Raw genomic sequence first — 13,870 nt, 5'->3', positions numbered from 1 at the left:
GGTGGGCAAGTGGTGTCTGGTTGCGAAAGTCAATGCGGCTTCGAACGACATCAACGACTGGCTGATTGGGGATTGCGCTGAATAGATTCTCGTCTAAGTCGGTCACTACGTCCTAATCAATATCTTATCACTGACAAACCGCGATACTTCGTTGATTCCCAGTGGGCATTTAGACGCGTTCTTGATACTGCAGACCCAATTGTGTCAGTATCGCCCGCAACGCGACAGACGGTGTCCGGAAGATCGCACAGACTTCCCACACCACGTGGCCTGCCTACGATTCGACACCATTGTACGATCGGAGTTCACTCATCGGTCTTGAAGAGCATATCCGCACCGTTGCAGCCGCGTGGTTCGATCACGAGCCCCTCAATTCTGTCGATGAGTTCGCCTCTCACTACCCGTTGGCGTATGTCGAATTTCGACCTCACGACCAGTATTCGGTGGGAACACGATACAAGATGGCGCAATTGTTCCGCGTCTTTCTGCTCAAAGAAATCCATGGCTGGAATCACGAGACGGCACTCGTTACGTACCTTACTCACCACCCAGGCCTCTGTGAGAAGCTGGGCTTGGAGACGGTGCCAGACCAATCGACACTCTGGCGTAGCTGGCACCAGCGGTTCACTGCTGACCTCCGTGAGACAGTCCAGACAGCCGCGCGAACGATTCTTATCGAAGCCCTAAAGTCGGGTATCACGGTCCCTCGCGAACCAGAACACTCTGTTCCATCTCACGGTGACGAGGTGGACGAATCAGACCCGAACGGTGAAGCTGTCCTTGACGAAGCGGCATCGATTACGGACCACGTCAGTCGTGTTGTCTTCCCGGCATTCTCGCTGGATCAAAGTGAGGGCTGTGAGATTCATGAGAACGCCTATTGGGACTTACAGACGTATCTGGGGCTTCGCGAGCGGTTGGCTGCGAACGAAGGTGCTCGCAGTTTCGCCCACGAGTTGACTCGGGGTCGGACACCGCTGGGGCACGCCTACCGCGAGCATCTTTGTGACCTCTCGATCGCACAGATTCGAGAGATGTACCGACAAGCCGTCAAGAGGCTCCTGAACGAGGTCGCGGAGACGAAACAGTTCTTCCGAGCCGGAATTATTGCTGTCGACATTACTGAAGCTGATCCCTTCACTGGTGATCGAACGGGCCACGAAGAGGAGATTATTGGGACCAAAGAGAACACCGACGAGTACGCCTACCAGTGGGCGACAGTCCAATTGGTCGTCGACGCCGTCCCGATCGTCCTTGACGCACGAGCAGTTCGGAAGGTGAGTCCTGCGTAGAAATCGTCACGGATCTCTTGGATTCTGCCGAGGAGATAGTTCACGTTGATAACGTCCTGATGGGTCGGGAGTTCAACAGTCAGCACGTTCTGGAGATAATCAGCCAGCGCGAACTGTCGCACGTTGTGCCTAAGCGGATGCAGACCAGCGAGAAAGCACAGGCCAAGCGGCTACTCAAACACGGCCAAGATCGGTACGAAGCTGACCGGAAGCTCCACCCCGGGAACAACGAATGGCACTCAACGACACTGATCCACCGACGCAAATAGAACTCCGAGCACGACGATCACCGGCAGTACTCGGTGTTCATGATGAATCGAGGGAGCGGACATCTGACGGAGTACGGCTACCGGTGGGAGATCGAGAGCGGCTACAAATCGATAAAACGATTCATGGCCGCCACGACGTCGAAGAATTTCGGGCTCCGGTTCTTCTATTTCGCATTTGCTTGCCTGTTGTACTCGATCTGGCGAGCTGTTGATTTGCTCGTTCAGGTCAAGTTGAGTGGTGAGTACGAACATTCGCCTATAGTGACAGCCGATAATACGCTGACGCTGTTAAAGAAGGAAACCGGAACCGGATAGGGAGGATCTCTCCCGTGGTAGCGCGGCGTCTGAGTGGCAACGCTGCCGGAAATCGCCCAAATTCGCGTATATAGTTGGCAGTTCAATAAGATTGGCCGTTTGGAGACGATCTGAAGCAGATCCGCTCGTCGGTTCGGTCGAGAACACACATTACAGGCCCGCTATACCCGCTGTAGTCTCAACTTGCAAACTGCCGCGCCCGAAACCGCCCCGTCTCGCGTAATCCGAGGAGAGCATCGGCGAGACGTACCGTTCGGAACACACCGAACCCCGCGTCGATACGTCGATTCCGCCGGCGATTGCCGGAGACGGACCCACCGGAGTCCGGGCCTCGGTCGGTCGGCGGGACATTGGCTGAACACGTTCGGGGTGTTTCCCAAGGTGGAACGGGTCCTCTCTCCGATCAACCCCATGTTCGACGACATCGACGTGGACCGGCGTCCCCTCGTTCTGATCTGGGAGGTGACGCAGGCGTGCGGCCTCGCCTGTCGTCACTGCCGTGCCGATGCGAAGCCCTCGCGCCACCCCGACGAGCTGACGACCGGCGAGGGGAAGCGGCTCCTCGACGACGCCGCGGGGTTCGGCGACGGACAGCTGATCGTCCTGTCCGGGGGCGACCCGCTCGCGCGGGACGACCTCACCGAACTGGTCTCGTACGGCGACGAGCTCGGCCACCGGATGACGATCACGCCGAGCGGGACGGCGTCGCTGACCGCCGACCGCGTCGAGGCGCTCGCCGACGCGGGGATCCAACGGATGGCGCTCAGTCTGGACGGGGCGACCCGGGAGAGCCACGACCGGTTCCGCGGCGAGGAGAGCTTCGAGGACACGGTGGCCGCGGCGCGGGCGGCCCGTGAGGCGGGGCTCCCGCTGCAGGTCAACACCACCGTCTGCGCCGAGACCGTCGGGGAGCTCCCGGCGATCCGAGACCGGGTGCGCGAACTCGGCGCCGTGCTCTGGAGCGTCTTCTTCCTCGTGCCGGTCGGCCGGGGGCGGATCTTGGAGCCGGTCGCCCCGGAGCGCGCCGAGGCGGTGATGGAGTGGCTCCACGGCGTCGCAGACGAAGAGCGGTTCGGCGTTAAGACCACCGAGGCGCCCTTTTACCGCCGGATCGGACTGAAACGCGACGGCGACACCGAGGGGGTTCGCAGGCGCAGCGGCATCACGGCGGGCCGCGGTTTCGCCTTCGTCAGCCACACCGGGGAGACGTACCCGTCGGGGTTCCTCCCGAAGTCCGCGGGCAACGTCCGGGACCGATCCGTCGTCGACGTCTATCGGAACGCGGAGCTGTTCGAGTCGCTCCGGGACCCGGACGGGTTCGCGGGCAAGTGCGGCGCCTGCGAGTTCCGAGGGGTCTGCGGCGGGAGTCGCTCCCGAGCCTTCGCGGCGACCGGGGATCCGACCGGGAGCGATCCCCTCTGTCCGTACGTCCCGGAGGGGTACGAGGGCAAACTGCCGGCGAGGCTGGAAGGGGAGCGCCGGGGCGTCCCGGACGCGGCGGACTGACTGTCGGGTCGCGCCGGCCGACCGCGGCCCGGCGACCGATTAAAACTCCTCCGAGTCGAGGACCCGATGCGGCACGTTCCTATCGCGGAGCTTCGAGGTGTGACGCGGGATCGCGTCCGTCACCGCGACCAACAGCACGTCGAGGCCGAGCATCCCCGCCTCGGCGACGCCCTCGGCGCTTCCGAACCGGACGTCCGGAGTCGCACCGCTCCGGGAGACGAGCGCGTACGCCTCCGTGCCGGCGACCGCGAGCAGCCCGTCGTCGGGGGCGTGTGCGGAGACCACCTCGGGGTCGGGCGGGGCCTCGTCGGTGACGGTCGGGACGGGCAACACGGAGACGGTCCCCGTGTCGTAGTCGACGACGCCTTCGAAGTCGGCGACGCCGACCGCCTCTCCCGCTGCCGCGCTCGTGACCGTGACCGCGGTCGCGGTCCCGCCGGCGGGGTTCGCGTGGAGGACCCCGTCGCGCATCACGAGTCCGACCTCGCTCCCCTCCGAGACGTCGTCGAGCGCGATCGCGGCGTCGACCTCGACGCTGCCGAGCACGTCGGAGTTCACTCGTTCGAGGTACGTCTCCAGGTCGTCGGTCCGGGAGATGAGCCAGTCGACGCCCTCCTTCGTCACTTCGTACCGACCGCGACCCCCCTTATCGACGTAGCCCGCCTCGACGAGGTCCCGGACGTAATCGCTGACCGCCTGCGAGGTCACGCCGATCGTGTCCGCGATCTCGCCCTGGCTCACGGCCGGCTGCCGGGCGGCGATCTCCACGAGCACTTGGTAACGCGTCGCGCTTCGCTTGTTCTCGAGGACGTCCGGGGACCCCCCGGCATCGGCGTCGGCCATTATCGATTAATGGGTGGCCGGAAATAAAGTACTGTTGTGTATCTCGAAGCGATTCCGGATTAGACGGCGTCTCTCGACGGTCCGTGTAATCTGAGTAGTTCTAAAGCAACTACACTTGTTTCTATGTGAGGTTCAGTTGGGTATCCCGGAGCGGTCAGCGAGGCGCAGTGGGCGGGCGCATCGCTTTCGAGACCGCTGATAAAGCGACGGAAGCGTTCCGCACTCGGTGCCGTCAGTATCTCTACACCGGTAGAATACCGCCGTCCGATCCGTCGTCGGTGGTGTCGTCGCCGTCGTCAGTGGTGTCGTCGCCGTCGTCAGTGGTGTTCCCATCGTCGTCAGTGGTGTTCCCGTCGTCCCCGGTGCCGTCGCCGTCGGTATCGCTCGGCTCAGCGTCACCCGAGTCGCGCACGTCGTCGCCCTCCCCGAAGATGTCGGTCTCGATCGTCTCCTCGTAGGTCAGTTCGTCGAGCGGAACGGTGACCGCCTCCCCGCTCGGGAGCTCGATGACAGCGTAGAAGTCGATCTGGAGGTCGCTCACCTGATGGCCGCGCACGTCCGCGTCGAGGTGCGTGACCCACCACTCGTCGAGGCGGGGGTTCCGGAGCGCGGTGGTGAACTCGATGGTCTCGGTGCTGCGCGATGGGATCAGGTACCCCTCTCCGGTCTGTCCCGAAGCCATCTCGATCCCGTTCAGGGTGACGTCGTAGCCGATCTCCGTGACGACGTACGGTTCGAGGTTCGGGTTGTAGACCGTAAAGGCCATATCGATGGGCGTCTCGGCCTCGCTGACGGTTCCCCACTCGCCCCGCGTCTCGTTGACGTAGAGGATCGGATCGTCGGTCAGCGCGCTGTCGGCGTTCACCGGGCGGGTCTCGTCCGAGTTGAACGCGCCCAGCAGGTCGGTCGTGATCTCGCGGCTCCGATTGACATCCTCCCCGCCGTGAACGGCGAGGATTCCCACGGTACCACACCGCTGGGTTGGGATGGTTACGGTTTGTAGTCGTCTTGGTGAACAACTACTGGCTGTGCCAACCAGCCGTTACTCCTATCCCGGCATGGGATTCGGAGATACCTTTGCTGACTGCAACCCAAATCACACCAACAGAAAGGGGTGCTTTCTGTGTGGAATCAGGGAATCCCGATATTGTCCGATTAGGTGGGCGGGCAGGCCGCCTCGGTTACATGTTAATACGGTAATTACTCAGTTAAAACATCCGTTCAGAACATACAGCGTGGCTTGTAGAGGAGTTGGCGGATTCATCCCCGCGCTGAAGCACGGGGCTTTCTCCTTGAATTTCCGTAAAATCGTACCGCTTCGCAGAATTTGCTTATAAAACGTCGCCGATTCGCACGGGCTCGCCGTCCAGGTCGGGCTCCTCGGCGACGATCTGCAACACCTCGTGGTCGGTGACATCGCGGAACCCCTTGCCGGTGGCCTCCTCGATCAGGTCCTTCTCCAGTCGGAACTCGGTCCCCTCGTAGACGACGTCGACGCCGTCGTCGCTGAACGTGAGATCGGTACTCATAGCTCCTCGTAGGCGGTGATCTGGTAAAAGGGGCGTGACACGGCCGCGGTCGGCAGTCCGACGGAACTCGTCTACTCGTCGTCGTCGCCGTCGTCGTCTTTCATCTCCGAGAGGCGCCCAACCAGGTCGTCGGTCGAGGCGCCGCCCTCGATGGAGACCTCGCCGTCGTGGTCGTTCTCGTGGACGTTGACGGCGTCGTCATCGTCCGTGTCCACGTCCTGGTCCTTCTGTTCGCTCTCGTCGTACGATCCGAATCCCATATCTCATCCTCCGGCCCCGAACTGAAAAGGGTAGTGACCTGCCCGCGGCACGGGGAGACGTCGCCCGCGGGGGTTCGAGGCCTGCGGAACCGTGTCGCCGGTCCCGTCAGCCCCGCGTCGGACGCCCCACACGGTTTATAAGTGCGGAGGGAGATTTCCCCGTGTGTCGCTGCGAGGAGACGGTCCGATAGAGGAGCTCGCGGTCCCGTCCGGGACGACCGTCGAGGAGCACGACCTCGTCGTCGACGGCGACGTGCTCGTCGGCGGCCAGTCGACGGTGGAGTTCGGGCTCCGCGGGCGCAACGTCGCCATCGGCGAGCGCGTGCGCGTCGGGAACGACATCGAGGCCGAGGGGGACTGCCGGCTCGACACGTGGTGTACCGTCGACGGCAACGTCCTCGTCGGCGAGGACGCGTACCTCGGCGAACGCGTGACCGTCACGGGGCGGCTGATGGTCTCGGGCGACCTCGACATCGGCGACGACGTGTCCATCGAGGAGGGGTTCGAGGCGAACGGCTGGATCGTCATCCGGAACCCCGTTCCCACCATCGTCTTCTACTTCATCGTCCTCTCGCAGCTCCTGCGCGTCGGCGAGACCGACGCGGCCGACGAGCTGGCGGAGGCGCTCGCCGACGGGGAGGACGTGCGCGACCCCCTCCTGGTCCCGCGCGGCGCCGAGATCTCCGACGACGCGTGGCGCGTTTCGACGCCCGCGACGGTCGGCGACGACTGCCGGCTCCACGGGAACCTCCGGGCCGAGTCCGTCCGCGTCGGCGAGCGCAACGAGGTGTTCGGCTCCCTCCGCGCCCGCGAGGGGATCACTGTCGGGGCCGGCACGGTCATCCACGGCGACGTCACCACCCGCGGCGGGACGGTCACCATCGAGGCCGGCGCACGGGTGCTCGGGGACGTCTCGGCCGGGGACCTCGTCGTCCACGACGGCGCCGAGATCGACGGCTCCCTCCGCGCTCGCGGCGAGATGAAGCTGGTGCAGGAAGCGGGAGAGGGCGACGGGGACGAGGGCGACGACACTCGCGACACCGACGAAACCGACGAGAGCGATGACACTCTCGATACCAACGAAACCGACGAGAGCGACGACGAGAACACCGAGGACGACGGGACTCCGGAGCCGCCCCACGACGAACCAGAGACCGACGAGGGGTCGGCGGACGCGGACGCGGAACCGACCGCGAGCGGGGGGTCGTCTGACAAAGATGAGGACGACGCGGGGCCCGGGAGAGCCGAGGGCGACGCGGCCCCCGAGGGAGGCGAGGACAGCGCGGAAGGCGAGACGACGGAAACGCGGGCCGACCCCGACGCGGAAGCGACGTAGCCGACGCGGTCGGCCGGGGCCGAACGGGTCTACCGCCCGGGAGCGTCGCCGACGAACACGTCCTCGTGGAGTCGTTCGCAGACCACGTCCGCGAGAGTCCGGAGGTTCTCGGTGTCCTCGCGGTTGTACGAGACGAGGTGATCGAGCGCGTCCTCGTCGCCGCGCTCGTACTGGCGCCAGAGCCGGACAGCGTCCCGGCCCGACAGGTCCGGGCGGTCGCGGTCGATCCCGATCTCCGTCTCGATGGGCTTGAGCCCCCCCGAGAGCCCGACCCGCCTGCAGGGGTACATGAGATCGAGGTGGGGCGTGTCGATCTCGATGTCGAAGGAACTCTCCAGGAACGGCACGTCGAAGCGCGCGCCGTTGAAGGTCGCGAGCAGGTCCGCATCGGCGAACTGCTCGCGGAGGCGGTCGGCGGTGAGGTCGTCGCCGGCGACGAGCGTCGTCGTCTCCCCGTCCCGATGGAAGCTCACGGTCGTCACCCGGTCGCGGTGCTCGTCGAGGCCGGTCGTCTCGATGTCGAAGAAGCAGGTCCCCTCGCGGAAGTTCTCGTAGAGCCGCCAGCGCTCCCCGCTGGGGAACGTCCGGTCGAAGTAGGCGGCGTCGCCGTCGTCGAGGTGCGTCAGCGCCTCGGCGATGAACGACTCGATCCGGTCGGCGGTAGTCGGGCCGACGCCGGCGACGTCGGCGGCGGGGTCGAACGCCTCCCACGTGGTGACGCCCTCGCCCCAGAGCCGACGCTCCGTCGTCTCGCCGACCCCCTCGACCGGGATGAAGCTGTTCTCGATGCGCATACCGGACCGCGGCGGCGCGCGGGCAAAAACCCGACGGCAGGCGGCGACGGGAGCCGCCCCCCAGAGACGGACGCCGGCGAGGCCGACTGCGGTTTAAATATCACCGACCCCTACCGCCGGTATCGATGTGCGGCCGCTACACGCTGTTCACTCCTGCTGCGGACCTCGAAGCCCGGTTCGGCGCCGACTTCGGGGGCGTCGAGCCGAGCTACAACTGCGCACCCGGACAGGAGCTCCCGGTGATCGCCGACGAGGCGCCCGACCGCCCGACGCGGATGGAGTGGGGACTCACCCCCTCGTGGGCCGAGGAGTCGTTCGACCTCATCAACGCCCGCGCCGAGACGGTCCGCGAGAAGCGAAGCTTCGCCGACGCGTTCGAGCGGCGGCGGTGTCTCGTCCCCGCCGACGGCTTCTATGAGTGGGTCGACGGCGGCGGGCCAGACGGGGACGACGAACGGGGCGGCGGCTCCGGGAAGACCCCCTACCGCGTCGCCTTCGGGGACGACCGGCCGTTCGCGATGGCGGGGCTCTACGAGCGGTGGGAGCCGCCGGAGCCCGAGATGACGCAGACCGGCCTCGGCGCGTTCGGCGGCGGGTCGGGCGACGAGGGCGACGCCGACGGGAGCGACGGCCCCGTAGAGACGTTCACGATCGTGACGACCGAACCGAACCCGCTCGTCGCCGACCTGCACCACCGGATGGCGGTGATCCTGGCCCCGGACGAGGAGCAGACGTGGCTCCGCGGCGACCCCGACGATGCCGCCGCGCTGCTGGACCCGTACCCGGCCGACGAGTTGACCGCGTACCCGGTGTCGACGCGGGTGAACTCGCCGGCCGTCGACGCGCCGGAGCTGATCGAGCCGGTCGGCGGGGACTGATCCGGCGGGAGCGGCCGGAGCGTCGAACCCGCCTCAGCGCGCGACCATATCGACGACCGTCTCGTCGTCGACGACCACGTTGTACGCACCCTCGTCGTCGTTCCAGAGCACGAGCCCGTTCTCGACAAAGACGACCGCGCCGTAGTCGGCCCGCCGGAGGTCCTCGTTGAGCACGGTCTCGCGCGTGCAGACGAGGTAGTGGTCGACCGTCTGCGAGCCGTCGCCGACGCGGTAGAGGGCGTTGTCGCCCGCGCCGAGGTCGTGGCTGAGCTTCACCGCGAGCAGGTTCACGCGGTCGGTGACGTGCGCCTCCGAGTCCGCCATCCGCGCGCAGCGGTCGTCGCTGGCGCGGACGTCGACGCGACGCTTCCCGTCCGGTCGGAGGATCGCGTAGGCGAACTGGACGTCGACGTTGACGAACTCGCCCGGCTCGTCGGCGGCCCCGCGCTCGGCCGCCTCGTCGAGCCGCCGCTGGAAGGGCGGCACGTCGAGGTCGTCGGCGACGTCGAACGACCAACCGCCGTCCGAGGGCGTCGCGTCCGGCCAGAGCCGGAGCGCCGGCGCGTACGTCTCCACGCCGCTCGTCGGCGTGACGACCGCCCGTTCGATCTCGCGGAGCCCCATCGCCGTGTTGCGGTCGGCGGGCGCGAAGGCGACGACGCTCCCGTCGTCGGCGAGGCGGTCGAGCGCGGCCTCGACGACCGCGACCGGGTCCGAGAGCTCCGAGAGGACGTTCCCGAAGACGACGAGGTCGAAGGCCGCCTCGGACGCGGGTTCCGGGTCCTCCCCGTCGGTCCCGAGGAACGACTCCGCCGTCGTCTCGTGGATCGTCGCCCGGAAGTTGCGGCCGGTCTCGTCGAGCAGGCGGTCGAGCACGTCGGCCGCGGCGCTCGGCTCGACGGCGTGGTAGTCGACGACGGCGTCGTCGGGGAGGTAGTCGTCGAGTCCGAGCGCGGGGCCGCCGACGCCCGCCCCCACGTCGAGGACGCGGAGGGTCCGGTCGAGGAGCCCGTTCTCGACGAGGTCGTCGAGGACGTACCCGATCGTCGCGTAGTAGGCGGGGAGGTGGTAGACCGCGTACCCGAGCGCCGCGATCCGGTCGTACTCGACGTCGTTCTCGTAGAGGTAGTCGGTCTTCAGCCGCCGGACCGCCTCGCGCAGCTCCGCGCCCGACTCGCCGCGGTGCCAGTTCGCGCCGAACTCGGCGACGAGGAGGTCTTCGAGGGCGAACGCGTAGTCCTCGGGGAGCGTGGTCGGCGCCCACCCCGGATCGGGGATCGGCCCCTCAGGGACGGGCTCGAAGCTCCCGTCGTCGCGCTCGCGCAGCCGGAGGTCGAACGCCTCCTCGCGGAGCGTCTCGCGGACGACCGCCGGGTGCGGCGCCCCCTCGACGTACTCCGCGATCTCCTCGGGGTCGATCGGCCTGACGTTGCGCAGGTAGTTGGCGTTGTTTCGAACCGCGTCTCTGTCTATCATGGGTGGGTCACTCGTCGTCCGCGTCGTCCGCGTCGGCCGCCTCCTCCGCGTCGCCTCGCTCGTCTCACTCGTGTCGCTCCCGTCCCTCGCGGTCGCCGCGCGCCGCCTCGTATAACTCGGCGAACGCCTCCGAGTCCGCGTCGGCGACCTCGCGGGCGGCGTCGGCGACGTCGTCGGCGCCGTGGAAGGCGCGCTGGATCTCGGCGTACACCCCAGGCGCGCCCTCGGTGACGGTGTCGGCGACCTCGTCGAGCGCGGCCGAGACCGGGGTGTGGAACTCCTCGCGCACGTCGTCGCCCGCGAGCCGCCACGCGAGGACCGCCGCGTGCGCGCCGGCCTGCACCGTCTCCATGGCCTCGTCGTGCTCGGTCGGGGTCGTCTCGAACACGTCGTTGCCGCCGGCCTCGATCGCGGCCGAGATCCCCCCGACGACCGGGCCGCCCTCGTCGGCGACGCAGGCGACGTTGCCCGGGACGCGCGGCGGCGCGAACAGGGGGTGGTAGCTCGCGCGCTCCAGGTCCGGCGCGTGCTCGCGCATCGCCGCGACCGCGCCCGTCATCTCGCCGGAGACGTCCACGATCGCCCGCTCCGCGCGGGGCGCGTACGCCTCGACCGCCGCGGGGACCGCCGACATCGGCACCGCGAGACACACCGCGTCGTGGACCGTGTCCCCGTCGGCGGGGACCGCCCGTGCGTCGCGCGAGGCCGCGGCGTCGCGGGCGACGTCCGGGTCGCGGTCGGCGAACGCGACCGCCGCGTCCACCGGCGACTCGTCGGCCGACACCGTGTCGGCGATCCACCGGCCGATCTCGCCCGCGCCCACGACGAGTACGTCCATCGGTTGCTCGGACGGAGGGCGCGCGAGGCTTAAAAAGGCTCGACTCGGGCGCCGACTCGCGTCCGTCCCCGTCGGCGGTGGCTACTCCGAGGGCGACCGATCGACGTCGCCGCGGCGCCCGAGAGCCCCCTCGCCCGGCGCGATCGCCCGCACCGCCGGGAACAGGGCCAGCGCGATCGCGAGCTCCAGCCCGCCGACCGCGAGGAACGCCGGCGCGTAGCCGAACGCCTCGGTCGCGCCGCCCCCGACGAGGAAGCCGGCGAGGAAGCCGAGCGAGCCGAACACGTTGAACAGCCCCATCGCCGCGCCGCGGGCCTCGGGCTCGACGAGGTCGGTGACGAGCGCCATCGTCGCCGGCGCCATCAGCGCGCCGCAGACCCCGACGAGGGCCATGAGCGCGGCCGCGAGGGGGTAGACGGGCGCGACGCCGACGGCGATCGTGACCACGCCGTACGCGATCGAGCCGACCACGATGGGGAGAAACCGACCGACCCGGTCCGAGAGCGACCCGAACGGCGACTGGAGCAGCGCGAAGGGGACGAAGAAGAGCGCGAGCGTCGCCCCCGCGCCGGCGGCCGAGAGGCCGAAGGCGGCGGGGTCCTGGAAGTAGTACACCCCGACCAACGCGAAGAAGCCGGCGGTGAGCCGGTCGACGAACCCGAACGCCAGCGGGACGAGGAGGCCACGGGTCGTTCGGGCCCGCGCGAGCACGTCGCGGAAGCCGGCCGCTCCGGTCCCGCTCCCCTCTTCGGCGCCGCTCCCGAGTCCCTGCGCGCGACCCACAGCTCCGTCGTCGACGGTCGCCGCGAGCAGGCCCGTGCCCGCGAGCACCGCCGCGCCGGCGTACACGGGATAGAACGGGTCGAGGTCGGCGAGCGCCCCGCCGACCACGGAGCCGACCGCCGCGCCGAGCCCGATCGCCGTCCCGGCGGCGCCCATGTTGCGCCCGTTGCCGCCGCCGAGGTCCATTAACGACGTGATCGCGAGCGAGAACGCGCCGATGGTGAGCGCCCCGCCGACGACGCGGACGACGAGCGCCGCCCGGAAGCCGAGACCGAGACCCGGGATCGCCGCCAGGGCCACGTAGGAGGCCGCCCCGCCGAGCGCGCCGGCGACGATCAGCGGGACCCGCCGCCCGAGCGCGTCGCTGGCGGCGCCCCAGACGACGGCGAAGGAGACGAACGCGCCGAACTCCGCGACGAGGAACCACATCCCGGCGTCGATGCCGGCGGGCGCGCCGAGCGCGACCACGAGGTCCGGCACGCCCGGGTATAAGAGCACCTGCGAGATCAGCACCGCGAGCACGACGGCGCCGAGCAGCCGCCGCTCCCCGCGGTCGTCGTCGCTCATTGGTTTATAAGACGGGTCGGACGGGCAAAAGGCCGACGCTCGGGGGAAACCGGGGCGAGGCCGGGGGCGTCTCGGCTACAGCGCCTCGTCTATCGCCGCCGCGATCGTCTCGGCCTCGTAGGTGTCGGCGGCCTCGCCGTCCACGAAGATCGTCGGCGTCACCTCGACGCCCCTCGACACGCCCTCGCTCCGGTCGCTCATCGACGCCTCCTCGTACGCCGCGAACTGGGCGTCGGCGATGGCCGCGCAGGGGTCCGCGCCGGCGGCCTCCGCGGCGGCGCCGACCGCTTCCCCGCTGTAGCTCCCCTGCGACTCGTAGGCGGCCGTGGCGAAGTCGAAGAACGCCTCGGAGCCCTCGCGGGCGCCGACGCCGCGGGCCGCGCTGGCGACGGGCACCGCCCACGTCTCGCTGACGGGGATCGGGAAGTCCCAGTGCTCGTACCGGACCTCGCCGGGAGCGACGTACTCCTCGCGGATCGTCGGGAAGTGCTCGAGCTTGTAGGTGGCGCAGTGACCGCAGGTGAAGTCCTCGAACGCCCGGACGACGACGTCGGCTTCGGGGTCGCCGATGACGGGTCGGAAGTCGAGGTCCGGGTCCGAGGGCTCCGAGAGGTCGCAGTCGTACTCTCCGGTGTCGAGGGCGTTGCCGCCGTCGGCGCCGTCGCCGCCGTCTCCTCCGCCGCCGAGGCACCCCGCCGCGCCGACGACGCCGACCGACGCCGCGCCCGCGAGCAGTGACCGCCGCGTGCGTTCCATACGCTCGCTGGGGTCGGGCCGCACTTAACCGCTCCGCGACGGGCCGTGACACCGGTCGCTGCGGCGGCCTCCCGCGTCCGGGCGCGGACCCTGGGCGTCCGAACGTTTTTGCCGTCGCCTCGCGACCCTGAGGTATGAGCGACTGGGACCTCGACCTGCGCGACGCCGAAGAGCAGATGGACGAGGCGTTCGCGGCCTCCGGCGACGTCGTCCTCGGCGTCCTCGACGGGACGACCGACCCGGAGGAGTGGGTCCGCAGCGTCGACTACGGCAACACGCTCGTGTTATCGATCGACGGCGACCTCAACGAGCTCGCGGCGGGCTTCGCCCGCGAGGTGAAGGACATGGGCGGCGAGCTGATGCACTTCCGCGGGTTCCTCGTGATCAGTCCGCCGAGCGCGAGCATCGACACGGATCGGCTCAGCGAG

General features: G+C 68.4%; 11 protein-coding genes and 3 pseudogenes. 5 read left to right on the top strand and 9 right to left on the bottom strand.

Going from position 1 to position 13,870, the window contains the following annotated elements; translation table 11 throughout:
* The first annotated feature begins 209 nt into the window (after positions 1–209).
* Positions 210–1,876, top strand: a pseudogene (locus tag N5096_RS06905) (transposase).
* Between the two features lie 411 nt (positions 1,877–2,287).
* A complete protein-coding gene (locus N5096_RS06900; protein ID WP_267663579.1) occupies positions 2,288–3,382 on the top strand; it encodes a radical SAM protein in 1,095 nt (364 codons plus the stop codon).
* Positions 3,383–3,421: 39 nt separating this feature from the next.
* On the opposite strand, the gene N5096_RS06895 is transcribed toward N5096_RS06900, so the two are convergent.
* The 4 genes and pseudogenes from N5096_RS06895 to N5096_RS06880 all read right to left on the bottom strand — a co-directional run bounded on the left by N5096_RS06895 (position 3,422) and on the right by N5096_RS06880 (position 6,014).
* On the bottom strand, positions 3,422–4,225 hold the full coding sequence (locus tag N5096_RS06895) for a DUF7839 domain-containing protein (RefSeq protein WP_267663578.1): 804 nt from the start codon (positions 4,223–4,225) through the stop codon (positions 3,422–3,424).
* A gap of 241 nt (positions 4,226–4,466) precedes the next feature.
* Positions 4,467–5,159, bottom strand: a pseudogene (locus N5096_RS06890) (LEA/WHy family protein); the annotation flags it as partial.
* A 397-nt stretch (positions 5,160–5,556) separates the two neighbouring features.
* Positions 5,557–5,754: a DUF5800 family protein gene (locus N5096_RS06885; RefSeq protein ID WP_267663577.1), complete on the bottom strand. Its 198-nt coding sequence runs from the start codon at positions 5,752–5,754 to the stop codon at positions 5,557–5,559.
* 71 nt (positions 5,755–5,825) lie between these two features.
* A complete protein-coding gene (locus N5096_RS06880) occupies positions 5,826–6,014 on the bottom strand; it encodes a DUF5786 family protein (protein ID WP_267663576.1) in 189 nt (62 codons plus the stop codon).
* Positions 6,015–6,177: 163 nt separating this feature from the next.
* On the opposite strand from N5096_RS06880, the gene N5096_RS06875 reads away from it, so the two are divergent.
* Entirely contained in the window at positions 6,178–7,350 is a 1,173-nt protein-coding gene (locus N5096_RS06875; protein WP_267663575.1) for a polymer-forming cytoskeletal protein, read from the top strand.
* A 29-nt stretch (positions 7,351–7,379) separates the two neighbouring features.
* Here N5096_RS06875 and N5096_RS06870 read toward each other — a convergent pair whose 3' ends face one another.
* Entirely contained in the window at positions 7,380–8,144 is a 765-nt protein-coding gene (locus N5096_RS06870) for a ribonuclease H-like domain-containing protein (protein WP_267663574.1), read from the bottom strand.
* A gap of 125 nt (positions 8,145–8,269) precedes the next feature.
* Here N5096_RS06870 and N5096_RS06865 point away from each other — a divergent pair, with 125 nt between their 5' ends.
* On the top strand, positions 8,270–9,022 hold the full coding sequence (locus N5096_RS06865) for an SOS response-associated peptidase (RefSeq protein ID WP_267663573.1): 753 nt from the start codon (positions 8,270–8,272) through the stop codon (positions 9,020–9,022).
* A gap of 33 nt (positions 9,023–9,055) precedes the next feature.
* On the opposite strand, the gene N5096_RS06860 is transcribed toward N5096_RS06865, so the two are convergent.
* The 4 genes from N5096_RS06860 to N5096_RS06845 all read right to left on the bottom strand — a co-directional run bounded on the left by N5096_RS06860 (position 9,056) and on the right by N5096_RS06845 (position 13,442).
* On the bottom strand, positions 9,056–10,498 hold the full coding sequence (locus N5096_RS06860) for a small ribosomal subunit Rsm22 family protein (RefSeq protein ID WP_267663572.1): 1,443 nt from the start codon (positions 10,496–10,498) through the stop codon (positions 9,056–9,058).
* Between the two features lie 64 nt (positions 10,499–10,562).
* Positions 10,563–11,336, bottom strand: coding sequence for an NAD(P)-binding domain-containing protein (locus tag N5096_RS06855; RefSeq protein WP_267663571.1), 774 nt, complete (start codon positions 11,334–11,336; stop codon positions 10,563–10,565).
* Between the two features lie 81 nt (positions 11,337–11,417).
* The gene (locus N5096_RS06850; protein ID WP_267663570.1) at positions 11,418–12,686 is read right to left on the bottom strand and encodes an MFS transporter; all 1,269 of its coding nucleotides are present in this window, start codon (positions 12,684–12,686) and stop codon (positions 11,418–11,420) included.
* A 75-nt stretch (positions 12,687–12,761) separates the two neighbouring features.
* The gene (locus N5096_RS06845) at positions 12,762–13,442 is read right to left on the bottom strand and encodes a thioredoxin domain-containing protein (protein WP_267663569.1); all 681 of its coding nucleotides are present in this window, start codon (positions 13,440–13,442) and stop codon (positions 12,762–12,764) included.
* Between the two features lie 134 nt (positions 13,443–13,576).
* Here N5096_RS06845 and N5096_RS06840 point away from each other — a divergent pair.
* A pseudogene (locus tag N5096_RS06840) lies at positions 13,577–13,870 on the top strand (DUF5779 family protein); the annotation flags it as partial.

It is taken from the genome of Halorubrum yunnanense (assembly GCF_026586675.1).
Classification (GTDB): domain Archaea; phylum Halobacteriota; class Halobacteria; order Halobacteriales; family Haloferacaceae; genus Halorubrum; species Halorubrum yunnanense.
This window is presented reverse-complemented; position numbering and strand designations above follow the sequence as displayed.

Bases quoted from the DNA above. Each gene is read 5' to 3' on its own strand.
- N5096_RS06860 (WP_267663572.1), bottom strand. From the start codon at position 10,498: ATGATAGACAGAGACGCGGTTCGAAACAACGCCAACTACCTGCGCAAC.
- N5096_RS06855 (WP_267663571.1), bottom strand. From the start codon at position 11,336: ATGGACGTACTCGTCGTGGGCGCGGGCGAGATCGGCCGGTGGATCGCC.
- N5096_RS06850 (WP_267663570.1), bottom strand. From the start codon at position 12,686: ATGAGCGACGACGACCGCGGGGAGCGGCGGCTGCTCGGCGCCGTCGTG.
- N5096_RS06900 (WP_267663579.1), top strand. From the start codon at position 2,288: ATGTTCGACGACATCGACGTGGACCGGCGTCCCCTCGTTCTGATCTGG.
- N5096_RS06885 (WP_267663577.1), bottom strand. From the start codon at position 5,754: ATGAGTACCGATCTCACGTTCAGCGACGACGGCGTCGACGTCGTCTAC.
- N5096_RS06880 (WP_267663576.1), bottom strand. From the start codon at position 6,014: ATGGGATTCGGATCGTACGACGAGAGCGAACAGAAGGACCAGGACGTG.
- N5096_RS06870 (WP_267663574.1), bottom strand. From the start codon at position 8,144: ATGCGCATCGAGAACAGCTTCATCCCGGTCGAGGGGGTCGGCGAGACG.
- N5096_RS06845 (WP_267663569.1), bottom strand. From the start codon at position 13,442: ATGGAACGCACGCGGCGGTCACTGCTCGCGGGCGCGGCGTCGGTCGGC.
- N5096_RS06895 (WP_267663578.1), bottom strand. From the start codon at position 4,225: ATGGCCGACGCCGATGCCGGGGGGTCCCCGGACGTCCTCGAGAACAAG.
- N5096_RS06865 (WP_267663573.1), top strand. From the start codon at position 8,270: ATGTGCGGCCGCTACACGCTGTTCACTCCTGCTGCGGACCTCGAAGCC.